This window comes from Chthonomonas sp., from assembly GCA_016788425.1.
Lineage (GTDB): Bacteria > Armatimonadota > Fimbriimonadia > Fimbriimonadales > Fimbriimonadaceae > JAEURQ01.
In genome coordinates this window covers 324,742-342,948 of sequence record JAEURQ010000003.1, presented here as the reverse complement: position 1 = coordinate 342,948, position 18,207 = coordinate 324,742, and the positions used below count along the sequence as shown (strand labels likewise).

Annotated in this window: 21 protein-coding genes; 10 read left to right on the top strand and 11 right to left on the bottom strand. The window is 60.0% G+C overall.

What is annotated here, in order from left to right:
• Position 1: 1 nt before the first annotated feature.
• The 5 genes from JNJ45_08920 to JNJ45_08900 form a co-directional block, all read right to left on the bottom strand.
• A complete protein-coding gene (locus JNJ45_08920; protein ID MBL8048791.1) occupies positions 2-655 on the bottom strand; it encodes a hypothetical protein in 654 nt (217 codons plus the stop codon).
• Between the two features lie 76 nt (positions 656-731).
• Entirely contained in the window at positions 732-977 is a 246-nt protein-coding gene (locus tag JNJ45_08915; protein MBL8048790.1) for a preprotein translocase subunit SecG, read from the bottom strand.
• 10 nt (positions 978-987) lie between these two features.
• Positions 988-2,097, bottom strand: a complete 1,110-nt coding sequence (locus JNJ45_08910) for a DUF1385 domain-containing protein (GenBank protein ID MBL8048789.1) — start codon at positions 2,095-2,097, stop codon at positions 988-990.
• Positions 2,097-2,534: a hypothetical protein gene (locus JNJ45_08905; protein ID MBL8048788.1), complete on the bottom strand. Its 438-nt coding sequence runs from the start codon at positions 2,532-2,534 to the stop codon at positions 2,097-2,099. Before JNJ45_08905 ends, JNJ45_08910 begins: the two co-directional genes overlap by 1 nt.
• Positions 2,535-2,548: 14 nt before the next feature.
• Positions 2,549-2,944 (bottom strand): hypothetical protein, encoded by a 396-nt coding sequence (locus JNJ45_08900; GenBank protein MBL8048787.1) that lies wholly within the window; start codon positions 2,942-2,944, stop codon positions 2,549-2,551.
• 82 nt (positions 2,945-3,026) lie between these two features.
• On the opposite strand from JNJ45_08900, the gene JNJ45_08895 reads away from it, so the two are divergent.
• The 5 genes from JNJ45_08895 to JNJ45_08875 all read left to right on the top strand — a co-directional run bounded on the left by JNJ45_08895 (position 3,027) and on the right by JNJ45_08875 (position 7,154).
• Positions 3,027-4,250 carry a DUF1501 domain-containing protein gene (locus tag JNJ45_08895; GenBank protein MBL8048786.1) on the top strand — a complete coding sequence of 408 codons (1,224 nt, stop codon included), beginning with the start codon at positions 3,027-3,029 and terminating at the stop codon, positions 4,248-4,250.
• A gap of 61 nt (positions 4,251-4,311) precedes the next feature.
• The gene (locus JNJ45_08890) at positions 4,312-4,647 is read left to right on the top strand and encodes a DUF423 domain-containing protein (GenBank protein ID MBL8048785.1); all 336 of its coding nucleotides are present in this window, start codon (positions 4,312-4,314) and stop codon (positions 4,645-4,647) included.
• Entirely contained in the window at positions 4,628-5,164 is a 537-nt protein-coding gene (locus tag JNJ45_08885; GenBank protein ID MBL8048784.1) for a redoxin domain-containing protein, read from the top strand. The genes JNJ45_08890 and JNJ45_08885 overlap by 20 nt, the downstream gene beginning before the upstream one ends.
• Positions 5,165-5,228: 64 nt before the next feature.
• Positions 5,229-6,614 carry a hypothetical protein gene (locus tag JNJ45_08880; protein ID MBL8048783.1) on the top strand — a complete coding sequence of 462 codons (1,386 nt, stop codon included), beginning with the start codon at positions 5,229-5,231 and terminating at the stop codon, positions 6,612-6,614.
• A 21-nt stretch (positions 6,615-6,635) separates the two neighbouring features.
• On the top strand, positions 6,636-7,154 hold the full coding sequence (locus tag JNJ45_08875; GenBank protein ID MBL8048782.1) for a hypothetical protein: 519 nt from the start codon (positions 6,636-6,638) through the stop codon (positions 7,152-7,154).
• A gap of 46 nt (positions 7,155-7,200) precedes the next feature.
• On the opposite strand, the gene JNJ45_08870 is transcribed toward JNJ45_08875, so the two are convergent.
• Both JNJ45_08870 and JNJ45_08865 read right to left on the bottom strand, forming a co-directional pair.
• Positions 7,201-7,416 (bottom strand): MerR family transcriptional regulator, encoded by a 216-nt coding sequence (locus JNJ45_08870; GenBank protein MBL8048781.1) that lies wholly within the window; start codon positions 7,414-7,416, stop codon positions 7,201-7,203.
• A 123-nt stretch (positions 7,417-7,539) separates the two neighbouring features.
• Complete coding sequence (locus JNJ45_08865; protein ID MBL8048780.1) at positions 7,540-8,583, bottom strand: M42 family metallopeptidase; 1,044 nt, start codon at positions 8,581-8,583, stop codon at positions 7,540-7,542.
• On the opposite strand from JNJ45_08865, the gene JNJ45_08860 reads away from it, so the two are divergent.
• Entirely contained in the window at positions 8,584-9,702 is a 1,119-nt protein-coding gene (locus JNJ45_08860) for an acyltransferase (GenBank protein MBL8048779.1), read from the top strand.
• Here JNJ45_08860 and JNJ45_08855 read toward each other — a convergent pair.
• Both JNJ45_08855 and JNJ45_08850 read right to left on the bottom strand, forming a co-directional pair.
• Positions 9,689-10,282 (bottom strand): DNA-3-methyladenine glycosylase, encoded by a 594-nt coding sequence (locus tag JNJ45_08855; GenBank protein MBL8048778.1) that lies wholly within the window; start codon positions 10,280-10,282, stop codon positions 9,689-9,691. The two genes, JNJ45_08860 and JNJ45_08855, sit on opposite strands and share 14 nt — an antisense overlap.
• Entirely contained in the window at positions 10,279-11,040 is a 762-nt protein-coding gene (locus tag JNJ45_08850; protein ID MBL8048777.1) for a DUF1080 domain-containing protein, read from the bottom strand. The genes JNJ45_08855 and JNJ45_08850 overlap by 4 nt, the downstream gene beginning before the upstream one ends.
• Positions 11,041-11,060: 20 nt before the next feature.
• Here JNJ45_08850 and JNJ45_08845 point away from each other — a divergent pair, with 20 nt between their 5' ends.
• The gene (locus tag JNJ45_08845; GenBank protein ID MBL8048776.1) at positions 11,061-11,753 is read left to right on the top strand and encodes a DUF1080 domain-containing protein; all 693 of its coding nucleotides are present in this window, start codon (positions 11,061-11,063) and stop codon (positions 11,751-11,753) included.
• A 28-nt stretch (positions 11,754-11,781) separates the two neighbouring features.
• Here JNJ45_08845 and secD read toward each other — a convergent pair whose 3' ends face one another.
• On the bottom strand, positions 11,782-14,307 hold the full coding sequence (secD, locus tag JNJ45_08840; protein ID MBL8048775.1) for a protein translocase subunit SecD: 2,526 nt from the start codon (positions 14,305-14,307) through the stop codon (positions 11,782-11,784).
• Between the two features lie 95 nt (positions 14,308-14,402).
• Here secD and guaA point away from each other — a divergent pair, with 95 nt between their 5' ends.
• The 3 genes from guaA to JNJ45_08825 are packed head-to-tail and all read left to right on the top strand — an operon-like array spanning position 14,403 to position 17,262.
• Complete coding sequence (gene guaA / locus JNJ45_08835; GenBank protein ID MBL8048774.1) at positions 14,403-15,938, top strand: glutamine-hydrolyzing GMP synthase; 1,536 nt, start codon at positions 14,403-14,405, stop codon at positions 15,936-15,938.
• Positions 15,939-15,957: 19 nt separating this feature from the next.
• The gene (gene ccsA / locus JNJ45_08830; GenBank protein ID MBL8048773.1) at positions 15,958-16,680 is read left to right on the top strand and encodes a cytochrome c biogenesis protein CcsA; all 723 of its coding nucleotides are present in this window, start codon (positions 15,958-15,960) and stop codon (positions 16,678-16,680) included.
• A gap of 9 nt (positions 16,681-16,689) precedes the next feature.
• The gene (locus tag JNJ45_08825) at positions 16,690-17,262 is read left to right on the top strand and encodes a riboflavin synthase (GenBank protein ID MBL8048772.1); all 573 of its coding nucleotides are present in this window, start codon (positions 16,690-16,692) and stop codon (positions 17,260-17,262) included.
• Here JNJ45_08825 and JNJ45_08820 read toward each other — a convergent pair.
• On the bottom strand, positions 17,259-18,176 hold the full coding sequence (locus JNJ45_08820; protein MBL8048771.1) for a hypothetical protein: 918 nt from the start codon (positions 18,174-18,176) through the stop codon (positions 17,259-17,261). The genes JNJ45_08825 and JNJ45_08820 overlap by 4 nt on opposite strands.
• Positions 18,177-18,207: the final 31 nt, after the last annotated feature.

Genomic DNA, 18,207 nt, shown 5'->3' with positions numbered 1-18,207 from the left:
CCTACCTTTTAGCCGCGGGAAGCGGAATGAGCCCGCCGCTCCAAGTGCCATTAGCCCACTCGTAACTGCCAACAAACCGGCCATGCGAACCGCCTTGCATGATCGCGACCGAGCCCACCATTTCGGGCTGCTCCAGCACGGTATGCGAATGCCCGCCAAAGATCGCGTCGAGTTCGGGGCATTCCTCGGCCAAACGGCGATCTTGACTGATGCCGATGTGGGTGATCGCGATGAGCAAGTCCACTTGCGACCGGAATTTGGCGACCATCTCGCGGGCCGTCCGTATCGGGTCCTCCCAGATGTACTCGCTCAGCGGCGCGACGGCCATGCGGCTGGTGACCATGGGCACCATCACGCCAAAGATTCCGACGTTCACGCCTTCGAACTCGAACGCAACCCCCGGGGAGAGAGGCAAGTCGATCGGCGCGTTATCCCGGCGACGAATGTTGGCGACGACCAGCTCGTGCTCCACGCCGAGAAGTTTGTCGTGCATCGGCCCGCCGCGTAAATGGGTTTCGCGGTTTCCCAGGGTGCCGAAGTCGCAACCAGCCTCCGCGAGAAGCGGCCAGCAGGCCTCAGGCTTCAGCGGGATCGCGAGGTTGCCCGCCTTAATGCAGTCGCCGGAATCGAGGTACAGCGTCTCCGGTCGGCGCAACCCATCAATGAAAGCGGCACGCTCAGAATTGAGAGTGCCGTGAAAATCGTTGGTGTGGAGGAAGTGCAGGATAGCCTTACTTAAAAGCCTTCGTGGCCAGCACATCGAGCACCACCATCAGGCTGACAAACACGAAAGCCATGATGTAGGTGAGGCGCGAAATTTGGTCTTCGACACTCGCCTTGCCTTTGAAGGTGGTGCGAATGGAACCGCTACCCGACATTGCGTCGCCCTTCCCCGTGAAATAGATAAGCGCGATGAACGCGACCGAGAGCACAAGCGCAAGGCCGAGAACCGCGTTATAAAGTCCGGTGGGATTCACGTCTGCGAGTTTACCTCAAGAGGATAAGAACGTCGGGAAAGACCTGCCCGATGCCATAAACCACCCCGAGCATCGAAGTGCTGCCCGCCATCACGTGGAGCAGACCGCTGTTCCAAATGCGCCGCCACGGGCTGACGAATGATGCCGGATCGCGAAGGTGCGCCTGAACGAGTTCCTGGCCGCTGCGAATCGCGCCCAGAATCTGGCGATCGGTCGGTGGCCGCGTCGTGAAATTGAGCTGCACAAACGAGCCGAATGTGCGCCAAAAGAACAGAGTCACCAGCAGGCCGAGGGTCAAGCGAACCTCTTCGGGCGGCCCCCAAGGAATGCCGTAGACCGCGCCAAACAGCATCGCCGCCGACGCGAAGTTGGTGCCGCACCGAGGGTGGACGCGCGGCATGCGGCGCACGGTTTCCAGGGTGAGCGGCTCTTGCCGTTCGAGCGCATGAACGACCATGTGCTCGGCGGCATGCGTCCCCGCGATCGGCAGCAATCGCATGCCGATGAGAAAAAGCAGCACCACCACAAGGCCGACCAATCCTTCCGTCAGACCCGGCGTCAGGCGCGTATCGTTGAGGCGGTTGAGAAGCGGAATCGTCGCGGCGTTGCAGAGGCTCAGCAACAAAAACAGCCCGGCGCCGGTCAGCATCAGCCCCCACGGTCGTGGCCCCGCCTGATGCGTGCCGTCGGTCAGATACACGCCGAGCGGCGTGGCCATGCCGCCAACCGGCCCGAGTTCGACCGTCGGATGGCTGCGATCGTGGAGCAGCGAGGCGATGGTCACCACCCCGCCAAACATGCCTTCTTCGTTGAGAATCACCGCCGCGCCGAGCGGCGAGTCCGCCACCAACCGCAAGGCTTCCGCGCCCGACGACAGCGGGCTGAGCGACGCAATCGCCTGTACAAAGTCGTCCACCGCGGCCTCGCCCGGAGTGCCGTCAGCCAACGTCAGCAACGCGTGGGCAGGTAGCACGCCGACAAACAAGGGGCCGTTGAGCACAACCAGGAACGCGCAATCGTGATGTTGCAACAGCGTGCAAGCCCGTTCAAGCGACGTGCCGATTTGCACACGCGGAATGGCCGTGGCGAACGCGGCCACCGGCAAGTTGAGGTCGGGCACTAGCGCGGGAGCCCGGGGTAAAAGTCCGCCGTAATCGCCCGGACATCCACCTTCCAGCGACCGTCCACCTTCTCCATCGGAATGCCATAGTTCTCTTCGTACGCGCTCGGCGAATCGGCGTTTTTCACCCACGAAAGGTCAACACTCGCGCGGTTTGGCTCGGGTTGCGACGAGCGCTTGAACTTCCAAGCGAACCTAAAGTAGGGTGCGGAGACCGTGACCGTCTTCTTCCAGGCGGCGGAAATCTCTTCCGGCTTGGCGTCTTCCATGTAGGTGAGGTCGGTGAGGGCCGGAACGTCTTGCTTGGCCAGGGCCACCAAAAATCGCTGACAAGCCTGCTCGGGGGTTTCCTTGCCCATGAACAAGATGCCGACCACGGCAAGCGTGGCGATCGTGCTGGTGATGGTGAGCCAGTGGATGCGCCCTGCTCGTTTCATGCTGAGATTAAACCTCAGAGTTGTCCATCGATGAAATGGACCGTGTCGTGCGGGTCAATTCGCCAACCCCGATTCGTGCGCTTGAGGACAAAAATTTGATGATAGGTGCCGCCCATCGGCATGTCGAAACTCACCAAAACCTCCGCCCGCGACCCAATGTAATCAATCTTGCGAATGGTGGCGCGGGTGCCAAACAGTTGCTGAATTTGACCGTACAGTGTTTGCGCAGAACCAGGATCGTAGAGATTTGTGAGGTAGCGCTCGGCGTCTTGCCCCTCCCCGCGGAAAGCGGCTTCGATAAATCCGCGCACTTGCGATTCGGCGCCCGTGTTCCGACTCGCCCCAAACACCGCCAACGTGAGAACGGTTAAGGAGAGTGCGGAGATTTGTCCGAGTCGCCGAGAATCCATGCTAAAGTACGGGAAAGCCTACCCCGGGAGTGAACAATCACTTGGCCGGTCCGTATCTTTAGGCACTTAGGTTGATAACGCTATGAGTACGCTGATTAGTCGACGTGACGCCATGAAATCTGGCAGCATGATTGCCGTGGGTCTGATGGCTCCGCAATGGCTCTCCGCTGTCACCGCCACCGATATGGTTCGGCAAGCGAAGGGCGGCAAAGGCGCCAAGGATACGATCCTTGTGGTCTGCCAGCTAAGCGGCGGTAACGATGGCCTGAATACCGTCATCCCTTATAGCGATTCCAACTACATGAAGCTTCGCCCGACGCTCGGCATTGCCGACGACAAGGTGCTGAAGATCAACGAAAAGGTGGGCCTGCACCCCTCGATGGCGGCGTTCCACAAGCTGTACCAATCGGGTCGCGTCGCGATCATCCAAAACGTCGGCTATCCCAAATCGAATCGCTCGCACTTTAAGAGCATGGACATTTGGCATGCCGCCAGCCCCGAACTGAAGTACACCAACGGTTGGTTGGGACGCTACTTTGATGCGATGCTGAGCAGCGGCCCGCTGAACCCGGTCATCGGGCTCGGTTTGAGCACCGAAAAGCCGCGCGCGCTGGTCGCCGACAAGGCCTCCATTCCCTGTTTCGCCTCGCTCGCGGACATTCAAAACATGGTCGGCGACCCCGACATGGAAAAGCTTCTGCGACAGATTCAGACTGGCGCGACCGACGCCAATGCGAAGATCATTCAGCAGGCAAACAACTCCGCGTTCGATGCCATGGGCATTCTCCGCGACAAGCTGAAGGGCTTCGACCCGAAGGGCAACTACGGCGAGGGCCCGTTCGGCAACGGCTTTAAGCAAATTGCCAAGCTCCTCGCGACCTCGGCGCAAACCCGCGTCGTGTACTTTAGCACCGGCGGATTCGATACCCACGCCCGGCAAGCCGAATCCCATGAGAAGCTACTTGGTGGATTTAGCCAAGCTATCGGCGCATTCCAAGACGAAATCGAGGCGCTCGGCATCGCCGATCGCGTGATGGTCCTGGTGTTCTCCGAGTTCGGACGACGCTCCTATGAAAATGCGAGCGGCGGCACCGACCACGGTGCAGCGGCTCCGATGTTCCTGATCGGCAAGAAGGTGAAGGGCGGCATGTACGGCCCGATTCCGAACCTGACCGATCTGGAGGATGGCGACCTGAAGTTCAGCATTGACTTCCGGCAGGTCTACGCGACCGCCCTAGAAGATTGGATGGGCGCGGAAAGCCAGGTCATCTTGGGAAGCGAGTTCAGCCGCATTTCGGCCCTGTAATCCGCCTCGCGGGTACGATGATGCCGTGCGCAAGTTCGCCATCATCGGTGCCTGGCTAGCCATGCTCGCGGTTGCCTTGGGGGCATTCGGCGCCCACGCGTTGCGCGATCGGCTCTCGCCGAGCGACCTCCAAGTTTTCGAAACCGGCGTGCGTTATCACCTGATCCACGCGGTAGCGCTTGTTGCGCTTGGATTGAGTTCGCTCAGCGACCGGTTTCGACGCGTCGGCTGGCTGTTTGTGGTCGGCATCGCCGTGTTCGGCGGGTCGCTCTACGCCCTAGTGCTGACGCAGTTGCGATGGGTCGGGGCGGTTACGCCCATCGGCGGCGTATGTTTAATTTTGGGATGGGGAATTCTTGCGTGGGAGCTTCAACGACATGAAAAACTCTCCCCTTAGTCTCCTGGTTGTAGCCGCGCTATTGGCTGGCTGTGCCCCGCAAAGCGAGCTCAAAAACCCCGCGCCCCGGTTCCGCGGCAAGAGCTATGACGGCAACCACTACTCACTGTTTGACCTGACCAAAGGCGGCCATGTCGTGGTCGTGTTTCTCTCGCCCGACGATAGCGAAGCGCCTGAAACCATCGGCCAGTTGCGATGGCTCCGCCAAGAAAACCCGGGCCTGCGAGTGGCGGCGCTGGTGCAAGCCGAAGAAGCGCAGCTGTGGGCATGGTGCCGCGACAAGGAAAAGGCATGGGAATTCGATGCCACGGTGCCGATTCTCAGCGACCAGTTTGGCGAATTCATCCGCAAATTCGGCGCAAAGCGCTCGCGCGAGTTTGCCGTCGTCGCGCCAACCACCGAGATTCTTGCCGAAGGAAGCACGGTCGTGATGGCCGAACAGCCAATCATGAAGAAGCTCGGCCTAAAAGGATTGCCAAAACTGGCAAAAAGCGAGCCGCCTGAGTTCAAATTCTAAGCCCGCGTTCCGATAATTCACAGGGGTGCAGTTGAGCTTTTCCGAGCGAGTTTTGAAGGTGCTAATGCATCGCCCACGAGTCGGCATGAGCCGCCGCGCGTGGGCGGTGCTTTTGTGCACGCTCGGCTATTGCGCGCTCGTCATCATCCCGTTTGCGTGGTATCGCTCGCTGATCATCGAGGCGCAGAGCCAAGTGCCGCCGATGCAGTTCAGCATGACCACCGGCGCCAAGCCCACGAAAAGCCTGGCGACCCACGAACCTGCGACCGGCTGCATCCTCGGCGCGTACATTGATCTCGACCCGAGTTTGCAACTGAAGTACATGTGCGCCGATGGCCGCCGCGTTCACAAACTTCCCAGCGAATTCGAGAAAGTCGTGGGAAAAAAGCACGGCATGTACTTTTTCTACATGGGTTATGGTCGCGAATTTCCGTTTGATTGGATCACGAAACTGGCCGACGAAGATCGCTACATTCATATCGCGTTAGAGCCCAACGGCGGACTCGATGAAGTGCAAGAAGACGAGTATCTCACGAGCTTGGCCAAAGACATGGGCTCCATTGATGCGAAGATCTTTATCCGGTTTGCCAGCGAGATGAATGGACCCTGGGTTCGCTATCATGGCAACCCGCGAAAGTACCGGGAAAAGTTCCGCTTGGTCGCTCGATTGATGCACAAATACGCGCCAAACGTGGCGATGGTGTGGTGTCCATATTTTCAGCCGGTTCGCACCATTCCTGAATACTATCCCGGCGATGACGCCGTGGACTGGGTAGGGGTGAACATGTATAGCGTCACTTACTACAATCAGAATGATCGGACACCCGCGATTGACAAAACCCCGCAAGAAATGTTGCAGTGGATTTACGATCGCTATTCGGCAACCAAGCCGATCATGATTGGCGAATACGCGACCACCCACTATTCCGCAATGGAAGAAAATGCCGCAATCAACTTTGCGGTGAACAACATTCTCAACCTGTATCACGACTTGCCGAGCCGCTTCCCGCGGGTCAAGGCGATTAACTACTTTAACACCAACAACTTGGAGCTTAAGCACCGCGTGAATAACGACTACCGAGTCACGGTGGAACCGCTCGTTCGGGCCGCCTACCAAGATGCCACGGCGAGCGGCTACTTCCTTAGCAGCACCACCGACTATGATGACTCGATGGCCATTAGCGGGCCAAAGCAAGCCGCGACCTCGGGCATGACGCTCAGCGCGCCGACCCGCCTGACGGTGGATCCGGGCCGGGTGGATGGCGCGGTATGGGCGCGCTTCCGACTTGATGGCGAAGTGATCCATATGGCCCAAGGGCGAGAGAATTGGGGCGTGACAATCCAGCCGGAGGAACTCACCGTAGGAAACCGGCGTCTAGAAATAGAAATTTTGGATGTTCGCCGGCAGCTTCTTCGCCGCGAAGAATTCAACTTTTTCGTGATTCGTTAGAAATAAGGAATAAGGACAGATATGGGCGACAAGATTTCTCCCAGTAGTGAACTCAAGCTTTGGCTTGGCGGCCTCATTGATGACGCCGTTACGCGCCATGTTGCCAGCCAGCAGCAAGAGCCGATCATTGACTACCTGACAAATTTGCTCGTGCAGTTTAGCGATAGCGACAAGATCTTCTTTATCCGCGACCGCGCCGGGCGACCGGTGCGCGAAGTCGCCGAGCTGTTGGCCGAAGGCGACATTGCGCAGCGCGCGGATAGCTTTGCTCGCGAGCGCGAAGTGCACCGCCATCTTGGCGATTTTCTCCTGTTTGGTGTCGGCGTGTTTCCGCAGTTTCTGCATCACGCGCCCGACGAAGCACCGCAGAACTTGGAAGCCTATTGCCGCTTAGGGCAAGAGAGCTACTTTGTCGTCAGCAGCTTCGATCACGAGCCGTACAATCAAGAGGCGGCGACGTACCGCTCACTCGGCAACGGGTTTGCCGACTACGCCTTTTGTCTGCGCATCGTGCGCGACCAAGTCGGGCTTCGGGCATAAAAAAATGCGCCCTTCAGTCGGAGGGCGCACCTATGGTCTTAGCTGGTTATGCGGCTTTTGACTGATCAGCTAAGTATTTTCTAGCACCAGCGATGCTAAACATCTGTTCTCGAAGCAACCGCTTGAGAACGAAAACTTTCTGGATATCGTTGGGGCGATAACGGCGTTGGCCGCCGCGGGTTCGGGGAGGATTGAGATAGGACGGAAACTCGGTTTCCCAATAACGAAGCGTATAAACTTCAATGGCCGTGATCTTACTCACGGCGCTAATGCTGATCGCCTTTTCTCCCGCTCCGGTCTTGGTCGTTGACATCTTTGCTCAAATCCCCTTTCGGAACAGTGTTCCGAGAAGAAATATTGGCCCAAAACCAACGACTCTTTAGACCTAGCTAATCAAATACTCGGCGACAAGCTCGGCGGTGGAGACCAGCGCCTCCATGTGCGTGCGCTCGTAGCAGTGGCTGCTGTCCACGCCAGGCCCAATCAGGGCCACCTGAGCCTGGCCACCGGCGCGCCAATAGGCGCTGCCATCGCTGCCGTAGTAAGGATAGATATCGCGCTTGAGATCGATGCCTGCGCGCTCGGCGAGGTCGGAAAGTTTGTCACCCAGCTCGCGGCTGTACGGCCCGCTGGAATCCTTGGTGCAAAGCGAGCAGTGATACTCGTCGCCGGTTTGGCCGTTGCCCACGCAGGCCATGTCGAGCACCACGTACTCGGCCAAGTCCTCGGGCAGCCCGGCGATGCCGCCGTGACCGACTTCCTCATAGTTGCTAAACAAAATGTGCGTACGTTGCAGCGGCGTAATGCCGGCGTCAGTGAGCGACTTCAGCGCCGCGAGGATACACGCCACGCAGGCCTTGTCGTCCAAAAATCGCGATCGAATGTAGCCGGAGGGAGTGACTTCCACTCGCGGCTCGAAGGTCACAAAATCGCCCACCTCGATGCCCAGCAAGCGAGTTTCCTCAGCCGTCGCGGTGCGCTCGTCAATGCGCACTTCCAGGGTTTCGGCGTTGCGCGGAGCCTTGGGCACCTCTTTATTCACGTGGAGGGCGCCGTTTTCCAGCACGATCGAACCCGAGAAGCTGCTGCCGCCGCGCGTGTGAATGAGCACGCCTTCGCTTTCCACCGAGTTCCACTCGACGCCGTTGAGCGCGGTCAGCTTCAGCCGACCGTTGCTCTTGATCTCCTTCACCATCGCGCCGAGCGTATCAACGTGCGCGGTGAGGGCGCGTGGCGCGGTGCTCTCAAAGCCTTGCATAAAGGCCACCAGCGCGCCTTTGCGCGTTTGGAAATTCTCAATGCCCATCGAGTTCAACTCAAGCTCAACTAAGCTGACCGCCCACTCCGTAAATCCGGTGGGGCTGGGGGTGTTCAGCAAGTCGGTGAGGATTCGGACCAGGTAGTCCTTAGATATCTCGAAGCGAGCCATATGTCCGGATTGTGGCACACCGAGGCTGGTATCTTGGCGATGGGCCAATTCATGGAACGATCACCCACTACGCGAACCCGGTTTGCATTCATCGAAGGAATGCGCGGACTCGCCGCCCTCTACGTGGTGATCGGCCACTTTGGCACCATGGCCGACCCGCTCGGCAAGCGCGCCGACGGGACCTGGTGGCAGGCATTCATGGCCCCCTTTGCCTACGGCCACATGGCGGTCGCTGCGTTCATTGTCATCTCGGGATTCTGCATGCAGATGAGCCTGTACCGGCGAGATCCCGCTGGCGGAACCTGCCCCGAGCCGAAGCGTTTTTTCCTGGCGCGCATGCGGCGCATCTTGCCGCCCTACTACGCGTGCCTCGCGCTCTCTTTGCTGGTTTGCTGGCTGGTCACGTCGCGTCACACCGGGTTGCCGTGGAACCAATATGTTCCGGTCACCGGCGGCGCGATCTGGAGCCACGTGTTTTTGGTGCACAACCTCGCGCCGGAGTGGATGTATAAAATCAACGGCGTACTGTGGAGCATCGGCATCGAGTTCCAGCTGTACTTTACGGTGCCGGTTTTCGCGTGGTTGCTCGCGCGGCGACAAGCCTGGGCCGTGGTGCTGGTGGCGATCCTCGCTTCGGTGAGCATCTTCGTGTGGCCCGAGCTCATCAAGCTGTACCCGTGGTACGCCACGCTGTTTATCGTCGGCATGATGGCGGCTCGGGGCGCGTTCGGCCCTCGACCGGGCTCGCCCCTGATGTTCGGCTTGGCCGCTCTCATCGGGTTGGTGGCTGGGGCGTGGTGGTGTAGCCTCACCAAGTCGCAAATCGGCCCGAACCTGGTGTTTGGCGCGGGCGTCGCGGCCCTGCTTTGGGCCGGATGCGCGGCCCGGCGCGAGGTGTGGGGACTCGCCTGGCGACCGCTCGTGGGGTTGGGCGTATTCAGCTACTCGCTCTATCTCATGCACCATCCTGTACTTCAGGTTTACGCGCACCTCACGCGGGTAGGCTCGCAGCCCCTTGCTGCGGAGTACCAGGGCTTGTTCGCGATTTGCCTGCCGATCATCCTCGCGACGTGCTTCGGGTTCTACTGGCTGTTTGAGCGACCGTTCATGAAAAAGTGAGCGGCCTCGACACGTACTCCTGCTCAGCGCGATCCCAAAATCGCCACAGGTAGTCGTCGCCCTTGCCCGGCGCAAGCCCAATTCGCGTCCCGACCACGATGTCGCCCGGGGGCTCTCCGGCGAGCAGCTGGATCTCAGATTCGGCGTCAAAGAAGTTCAGCCCGTAGTGCCGGGCATCAATGCCGTAGGCGGCGCAGAGCTTGCCCGGGCCGCTGAGCAAATCTCGATCGCGCTTGGCTTTGGCGCGGTTTGCGTAAAGCGGGGCCGGATCGGTTAACGGGCGGGCCGCACGAATAAGAATCGCCGCCGGCGTGCCCTCGGGCAAGGCGCTCACGTTGAGCATCCAATGATTGCCATAGGTGAAGTACACATAGGCAAACCCGGGTGCGCCGAACATCGCCCGCAAGCGCGGCGTTTCTCCGCGGAAGGCGTGGCAACCGGGGTCGGTCGGGCCGTAAGCTTCGGCCTCGACGATCTTGGCGCGGTGCTCGCCGACGGCCATGGTCAGTCCCAGCAGCAAACGACTAGCCTCCACCACGTCCTCGTTCAGAGCGCGGCGAAACTCCTCTAGGTGGCTCAAGGCTGCAGCTGCTTAATCTCGATTCGCCGAAACTCGATGGGGTGACTCTCGCTTTGGAGCGCGATGTAGCCGCTCGAAATCTGCAAGTTCTTGCCCGGAACCAGGCGTTTGGCGTCGGCGTCGTTCGGGTCGTACTGCACCTGCTCGTAGCGAATCACCTCCTTGCCGTTGATGCGGTGAATCACCGCGCCGTTGCCATGAACCTCCACTTCGGCCTTCACCCACACGTCGCCGCGCAGAGTCGGCGAGGTCGAATCCCAGCAGTGCGGCGTCCAAATTTTGCCGTCGCGCACGACGTTGGTTCCGGGCGTGCAGAGGTTGCCGGTGTGCCGATCGCCTTCCGCGGCCCCGCCGAGAAACTGCACTTCGGCGCTCACCGGGAAGTCTTGGTTCAACGCCATCGAATCCGCTGACTGCGAGTGGATCATCACGCCCGAGTTTCGCCACGCCCAGCCCGGCCCATCGGGGAGTTGGTCGCCAAAGAATCGGTACTCCATCCGCAAGATGTAGCGGCTAAACGGGGTCTTGTAGAACAGATGCCCGAAGCGGTCGGCAAATTTTCCGCCGTAGCCTTCGTAACCCACCTGAATCACGCCCTTGTTCACGCGGAACGTCTTGCCGAAGTTGTCGCCCGCCGGATAGCCTTTGATTTTCGGCGTCCACCCGTCGAGATTTTTCCCGTTAAACAAGCTCTGCCATTCTTTCGCCGAGCCCACGCTCGCCACCAAAATCATCACTGCCAAGCCAAATGCGCGCATATCAGAACTATACTTGGCACATGCGCTTTGTGTTGCCGCTCCTCGCTTTGGCTGCCACTTCCAGCTTCGCCCAAACCGTGAACTTGTTCAACGGCAAGAACCTCGACGGTTGGTTTGCCGACGTGCCCGCCCTGGATAACAATGGCAAGGCGCGGATGCCGTTCATCGTGCGCGATGGCAAACTCGTGAGCCTTGGCACGCCCGGCGGCCACCTTATCACCAAAGCCAACTTCGCGGATTACACGCTCGAAGTGAAGTACCGATTTTCGGACAAGCCGGGCAACTGCGGCGTGCTCGTCCACGCCAGCAAGCCGCGTCGGCTGTACGGCATGTTTCCGCAGAGCCTTGAAGTGCAGATGATGCACAAGAACGCGGGCGACTTTTGGTGCATCGGCGAGGATGTGACCGTGCCCGACATGGTCGCGCGTCGCGGCCCGAAGGAATCTTGGGGCGTGGATGGCGACAAAAATCGCCGCATTGTCAACTTGACCGACGACAGCGAAAAGCCGCTCGGCGAGTGGAATGTGATGCGGATTGAATGTCGCGACCGCCGCGTGCGGGTGTGGGTGAACGGCGACCTCGTGAATGACGGCAACAAGTGCACCGCCAACCGCGGACGCATCGCGATTCAAGCCGAAGGCTCGGAAGTGGAGTTTGAGTACCTGCGGGTGACCCCGCTGGCGAAGAAAAACCCCTTCGACCCGGGCGTTTAAGCTCCGAGTCAAAGGGGTTTGAGGTCGATTAGTCGAGTTCTTGCTCGCTCTTTTCGACTTCGTTCTTGCGCTTGATCGTGCCGTAGCCGCGCCCCGCTTGACCTTGGCCGGGCTGAACCGCGCCGCCGCCCACTGTGGTGGCCATGGCCGCCGCGCGAGCTCGGGCCAGTTCCGCCGTCGACTGGTGAATGAGCGTTGCTGCCGGCCCCTTCGACTTTTCGTTCGCCTTATCCCACAGGTACAGGATCGGCGTGGCGTTGAAGATCGACGAGTACGTACCCGAGATGATCCCGGCGAGCATCGTCACACAGAAGAACTTCAGATCGATGGTCGGCGTGCCGAACGCGATCATGATGATGAGGGTGACAATGACCGTTCCCGCCGTGTTGAGCGATCGCGCCAGCGACTGCGAGATCGAGCGGTCGCACAGGTGCATGAAGTCTTCGCCCGGCTGCGGCTTGCGCAGGTTCTCACGAATCCGGTCGAAGATGACGATCGTGTCGTGAACCGAGAAGCCGATGACGGTCAGCATCGCCGTGACGAACAGCGACGACACTTCCCAGCCCATGAACTTCCCGACAATCGCGGCAATGCCGATGACGAACAGAATGTCGTGCAGCAGCGCGGCGATGGCGGACAGGCCAAACTTGAGGCCGTTCTTGATGCCGCCCAGCGCAATGCCAAAGCGGAACGATAGGTACAGAACAATCGCCAGCGAACTGAATCCGATGGACTTGTAGGCGGCTTCCAGCGCTTCCTTCTTCAGGGTTGGACCGACCGCCGTGAACGACTTGGTCTCGGTTGCTTCCAGACTCGCGGTGGTGCCGATCTTGTCGTACGCGCCGAGGTCGTCGGACTTGACGCCGGGAATCGTGATCGAGACCAGCTTTTGGCCAGCTGCGGTCAGATACTTGGCGTTGGCGCCGGCGTAACCACCCTTTTCGAGGTTGGCCAGCACGGTCGCGCGGTTCGAATCACCGGCCTTGTAGATCGCGTCCACGCCTCCCGTGAATTCTACGTTCGGCTTGAGGCCGCCCATGAACAGCATGACCAGTCCCGGGATGATGGAGATGATGCTGATGATGAAGTACTTCTTGCTCTTGCGAACAATCGGAATCGGGTTCGTTGCGGCTTCGGTTTCGAACTTTTCGCCGAACCAGTTGCGCTGCGGTAGAAGCAACTTCTCGGACTTGATAATGCCGCTCCCAACGAAGAACACCAACAGCGAGCGGGTGACCGTAATCGCGGTGAACAGCGAGATACACACCCCGATGATCAGCGATGTGGCGAAGCCCTTAACAAGGCCGGTGCCGAACAGCGCCAGGAACGAGGACGTGATGATCGTACACACGTTCGAGTCGATGATCGCGGTGAGGGCGCGCTTAAAGCCGAGTTGCACGGCGGTCATCAGCGAACGACCTTCGCGCATTTCTTCCTTCATGCGTTCGAACACCAGGATGTTGGCGTCCACCGCCATCCCGATCGACAGGATAAAACCAGCGATCGCGGCGAGGCTGAAGGTGGTGCTGGTGAGCTTCATCACCGTGAGCGTAAACAGGATGTAGAGCAACAGCGCCACGAACGCGACCGCGCCCGGGAAGCCGTAGTAGTACAGCATAAACAGCACGATTACGCCGAAGCTGATGAAGCCCGCGAAGAGCATCTTTTGCATCGCGTCCTTGCCCAACGTCGGGTCGAGCGTTTGATTGCTGGTTTCTTCCAGCGAGACGGGAAGCGCACCGCTGTTGAGCAAGCTGATCAATTGGCCTGCGTAAGTAGGGCTATAGCTGCCTTGCAGTACGGCTTCCGTGTTCAGAATCTCGCCTTCGGCCTTCGGGTTACAGCTCAACACCACACCGTCCAAAACGAACGCAAGCTTTTCGCCACCCGTGAGGAACTTGCGGCACCAGGTTTCCAGCTTGGCCGCACCGGCCGAACTAAACCTAAATTGAGGTTGAGCGCCGTTGCCTTGCAACATGACGCTCGCTTTTTGCAGATCCGAACCTTCGAGGATCAGGTCCCAAGTGCCGATCATCGTCTTGTATTCGGGGTCCTTTGGCGTCAGCACCTTGCCGGTTGACTTCTGCACGAAGTTGACGGCCGGTGAGGATCCTCCATCATCGGTGCGATCAACCTCGGTGTACCGTCGCAGATTGTCGCGCTCGGTCGTGACACTGCGAGCGTGATACATCTTGATGCTCGCCGTGGTGGACATCGTCTTTCGCGCTTCGTCGGCATTCGTGTAGCCCGGAAGCTCCACAAAAACGCTATCCGTGCCCTTGGTTCCGACCGTGGCTTCGACTACGCCGAGCGCCTGACCGGCGCGGTTGCCGAGGATGTCCGAGAGGTTGCGCTGCATCTCCGCGAGTTCATCGGGAGTCGGCTGCTTCTTCAGCTCTTCGGTCTTCATCCGGTAGGTCAGCTGTACGCCGCCCTGAATGTCCAGACCGTACTGAAACTTGCTGATCTTGTTGTCAACGAACAGGAAGCCGGACACGGCCGCCAGAACGATGACGAGTAGCAGAAAGAGATTTCCTTGTTTTTGAGACTGCAAAATGTTGGCGCTCCTGCGCAAATTCGTAAGGGTGAAGTATACCGTCCGCGCCGTTGGAGCGAACTTTTCCCGGGGCTGTCAAAATTGCCTCATTCATGAGCGCGCACCAAAAGGTCTTGGTCGTTGATTTCGGCGGGCAATACTCGCAACTGATTGTTCGGCGCGTGCGCGAGATTGGCCTCTTTAGCGAGATGGTGCCGTGGATGAGTGCGGCCAGCAAAATCGTGGCCGATCGTCCCAATGCAGTGATCCTCAGCGGCGGCCCCCGTTCCGTACTGGAAGACGGCGCGCCCAGCATCGACCCCAGCGTGCTGCAGGGCCTGCCCGTGCTCGGCATTTGCTACGGACACCAGTTTTTGGCCCACGCCCTTGGCGGCAAGGTGAGCAAAGCCGACGACCGCGAATATGGCAAGCGCATGCTCGGCGACCGAGTCGCCGGTTCGCTCGCCGCGACCATGAGTGACCCGCAAGTGTGGATGAGCCACGGCGACCAAGTGGAGGCGCCGCCGCCCGGATTTCGGGTGACCACCAGCACCGATTCCTGCCCCATCGCCGCCTTTGAAAACGAATCCGGCACCGTGTTTGGCGTACAGTTTCATCCCGAAGTGACCCACACTCCCAGCGGCAAGGCTCTGCTGGAAGACTTCGTTCTGCGGCGCGCCAAACTGAGCCCGGATTGGACCAGCGACAGCTTTATCGAGGCCGCCATCGCCAGCATTCGCGAGGAAGTGGGCGAGCGACGCGTGCTCTGCGCGGTGTCTGGAGGGGTGGATAGCTCGGTGGTCGCCGCGCTGATGAGCAAGGCGATCGGCTCGCAAGTTACCTGCGTGTTTGTCAACCACGGCCTGCTCCGTAAGCACGAAGCCGAGACCGTGATTGAGCAGTTTGGCTCGCACTTTGAAAGCCGCCTTATTGCGATTGATGCGCGCGACCAGTTTTTTGGGAAGCTCGCGGGCGTGACCGACCCCGAACAAAAGCGCAAGATCATCGGCGAGGAGTTTGTCCGCTGCTTCGAGGAGCACTCCGACGAGCTGCGCGGCTGCGATTTTCTGGCCCAAGGCACGCTGTACCCCGACGTCATCGAGTCCGGGTCGAGCACGGCGGCCAAGATCAAGACGCACCACAACGTGGGCGGCCTGCCCGATTGGATGCGGCTTCGCGTGATTGAGCCGCTCAGATGGCTGTTCAAAGACGAAGTGCGCGAAGTCGGCCGCAAGCTCGGGTTGCCCGAAGAAATGGTGGATCGCGAGCCGTTCCCCGGGCCGGGACTCGCGGTGCGGATTCTCGGCGAAGTCACTCCCGAGCGGGTGGAATGCGTGCAGAACGCGGACTGGATTTTCCGCCAAGAACTCCGCGAGGCGGGCCTGCACAAGTCGCTTGAGATTTGGCAGAGCTACGCCGCGCTCCTCGACGTGCGCAGCGTCGGTGTGATGGGAGACGAGCGCACCTATCAGCACCCGATTGTTCTGCGCGCTGTGCGCAGCGAAGACGCGATGACCGCCACCGCGGTGCCGATTCCGTTCGACGTGCTCGAACGCATCACGCTGCGCATTGTGAACGAGGTGCAGGGTGTCAACCGCGTGCTCTACGACCTTACCAGCAAGCCTCCGGCCACCATCGAATGGGAGTAGTCGCGGGTAAAATTTGAACGTGGCCATCACTCGCCGGCTCTCCTTTTGGACATTCGTGGTTTTTGGCCTCGTCGGCAGCTTGTTCACCCTTCGCGCTCCGGCAGCGAATGATTTCGCCCAGGGCGAACTCGCCAAAATTCTCTTCTTTCACTTGCCGGCCGCAATCCTGACGGTCGTGACCGCGACCTTTGCCGCCGTGTGGGCGGTCCGTTACCTGCGCGGTCGCAACGCGATTCACGAAGTAAAGATGGGCGCGGCCCTTGACTTCAGCGGATTTCTGAGCGCGTACACGATGTTCAGCGGGATCCTCTTTAGCAAGAGCCAGTGGGGCGAGTGGTACCACGGCGACCCGCGACAGACGTCATTTCTGTTCGTCTTGCTGATTCTCGGGGCGGGACTCTCGTTGCGCGGCGCAATCTCTGATCCCGATCAACGCGCCAAGATCAGCGCCGCGTACACCGCGTTTTCGTACTTGCCGATCCTGTTCCTCATCACCGTGTACCCGCGGTTGCCCCAGGTCGCCAACACCTCGTTGCACCCCAGCGACACGATCCAAAAGGGCCGTCTCGACTCAACCTACAGCGTGGGCGTGCTCCTGATTATCGTCTCTCTCTGCGCGTTTTGGTCGCTCGTCACGCGCCTTCGAACCGAAGCTTTTCTCTCTCGACAATCTCATGAATTGGATGCTGATCATTCTGCCCCTGGTCCTGTGGTCCGGCCTCGCCCTGATGCTCGCCCGTGAAGTCCGCCGATGTTCACGGGACTAGTTCAGGCGCTCGGCACGGTTCGCTCGTTTGACGGCGGTCGGCTGGCCGTGGACGCAAGTTGGCCGAGCGACTATGAGCCGCTCGCGACCGGCGAAAGCGTGGCCGTGAACGGCTGTTGCCTCACGACGATTGTGCCCGGCGACCTCATTTTTGAGCTGAGCCCGGAAACCATCGCCCGCACCGCCGCCGAAAAACTCGTAGTCCGCGCGTCGGTCAACCTAGAGCGCGCGCTGCGCGTAGGCGACCGCATGGGCGGGCACTGGGTGCAGGGCCACGTGGATGGCGTCGGCGAGATCATCGCCGTGGAATCGCGTGGCGGCCATTTTGAGTACCGATTTGCGGTGCCGAGCGGCGGCGAGCGCTATCTGATTGACAAAGGCTCCATCGCCATCGATGGCATTAGCCTGACGGTTGTGTCGCCGGTCGGCCAAGAGTTCAGCGTGTGGGTGATTCCGCACACCCGAGCCTACACCAATCTGGCCAACGCCAAAGTGGGCGATCGGGTGAATCTGGAATACGATCTCGTTGCGAAGTACGTCGAACGCCTAAACGCTTAGACCGTCCACGGACGGATTTCATGGAGTTCGCGGCCCAGCGAATCAATCCGCAAATGCCCGATTTTGAGGATGCGCACCGGCGCGGGGGCGACAGCCTGGCACCGAACCTTAATCACGCCCTCGGTAAAGCTGGCTTCTTCGATCATGCCCATGCCCATCTCCTCGCCATCCTGGCGCGCGAAACTGCAGAGCAATCCGCTGAACGAGAGCGGGTCCAGGAACATCAGTTTTGTCGCGTGGCCCACGTTGAGCAGCCCGGCTAGCTCGTCGTCATCAAAGTCGCGCCGCGCTACGATTAGCAACGTTTGGGCGGCTCGCTCGGCCCAAAGCACACCGGAGATTCCCGCGCGATCGAAGTGGTCGCTCGGCACGCGGCGACCGCTGCCGAACCGCGAGAACATGTAGTCAATCTCGTCGAGCGGAATCACGTGATCTTCGCACTGCTCGAGCATCGCGATCCATCGGGCGCGGCGCTGCGCAAGCTGCACCATTTCGGGAAACTCGGCCTCAACCTCCACGTGCTCGGCTCCGACTGGCCACGGATGAACCGCGATTTTGCTTCCCGATGGGACAAAGATTTCGCCCGGTTGAATGAGTTGGGCTAACTGCAGGAGCAGTTGTCGGGCCGCAGGGACGCCCTGAAAGTTGGGAAACAGAATCAGCGTGTCGTCGCTCGATTGAGCGAGCAACCGGATGGAGCCGGCGATGAGCGCGAGCGGGTTCTTCTGCGCATCGATCGCACCGAGAAACACCCAGTCCACGCACTTGTCGCCATGGTAGAGCGCCAGCCGCCCGGGGGTGCCGTGGTGCGCGTCCATCGGGTCGAGAACGGCCAAATCGCGATCGCCGCGATGCTCGCGGATGTAACTCCGCCAACTGTGGTTCGCCGTCCCGATGAGGATGGTCCTCGGCATGAGTTCATTTTGCCGCAAATCGACCCGGCGG

Bases quoted from the DNA above. Each gene is read 5' to 3' on its own strand.
- guaA (MBL8048774.1), top strand. From the start codon at position 14,403: ATGAGCGCGCACCAAAAGGTCTTGGTCGTTGATTTCGGCGGGCAATAC.
- JNJ45_08825 (MBL8048772.1), top strand. From the start codon at position 16,690: ATGTTCACGGGACTAGTTCAGGCGCTCGGCACGGTTCGCTCGTTTGAC.
- JNJ45_08895 (MBL8048786.1), top strand. From the start codon at position 3,027: ATGAGTACGCTGATTAGTCGACGTGACGCCATGAAATCTGGCAGCATG.
- JNJ45_08905 (MBL8048788.1), bottom strand. From the start codon at position 2,534: ATGAAACGAGCAGGGCGCATCCACTGGCTCACCATCACCAGCACGATC.
- JNJ45_08875 (MBL8048782.1), top strand. From the start codon at position 6,636: ATGGGCGACAAGATTTCTCCCAGTAGTGAACTCAAGCTTTGGCTTGGC.
- JNJ45_08865 (MBL8048780.1), bottom strand. From the start codon at position 8,583: ATGGCTCGCTTCGAGATATCTAAGGACTACCTGGTCCGAATCCTCACC.
- JNJ45_08850 (MBL8048777.1), bottom strand. From the start codon at position 11,040: ATGCGCGCATTTGGCTTGGCAGTGATGATTTTGGTGGCGAGCGTGGGC.
- JNJ45_08885 (MBL8048784.1), top strand. From the start codon at position 4,628: ATGAAAAACTCTCCCCTTAGTCTCCTGGTTGTAGCCGCGCTATTGGCT.
- JNJ45_08820 (MBL8048771.1), bottom strand. From the start codon at position 18,176: ATGCCGAGGACCATCCTCATCGGGACGGCGAACCACAGTTGGCGGAGT.
- JNJ45_08860 (MBL8048779.1), top strand. From the start codon at position 8,584: ATGTCCGGATTGTGGCACACCGAGGCTGGTATCTTGGCGATGGGCCAA.
- JNJ45_08845 (MBL8048776.1), top strand. From the start codon at position 11,061: ATGCGCTTTGTGTTGCCGCTCCTCGCTTTGGCTGCCACTTCCAGCTTC.
- JNJ45_08890 (MBL8048785.1), top strand. From the start codon at position 4,312: ATGCTCGCGGTTGCCTTGGGGGCATTCGGCGCCCACGCGTTGCGCGAT.
- JNJ45_08900 (MBL8048787.1), bottom strand. From the start codon at position 2,944: ATGGATTCTCGGCGACTCGGACAAATCTCCGCACTCTCCTTAACCGTT.
- JNJ45_08880 (MBL8048783.1), top strand. From the start codon at position 5,229: ATGCATCGCCCACGAGTCGGCATGAGCCGCCGCGCGTGGGCGGTGCTT.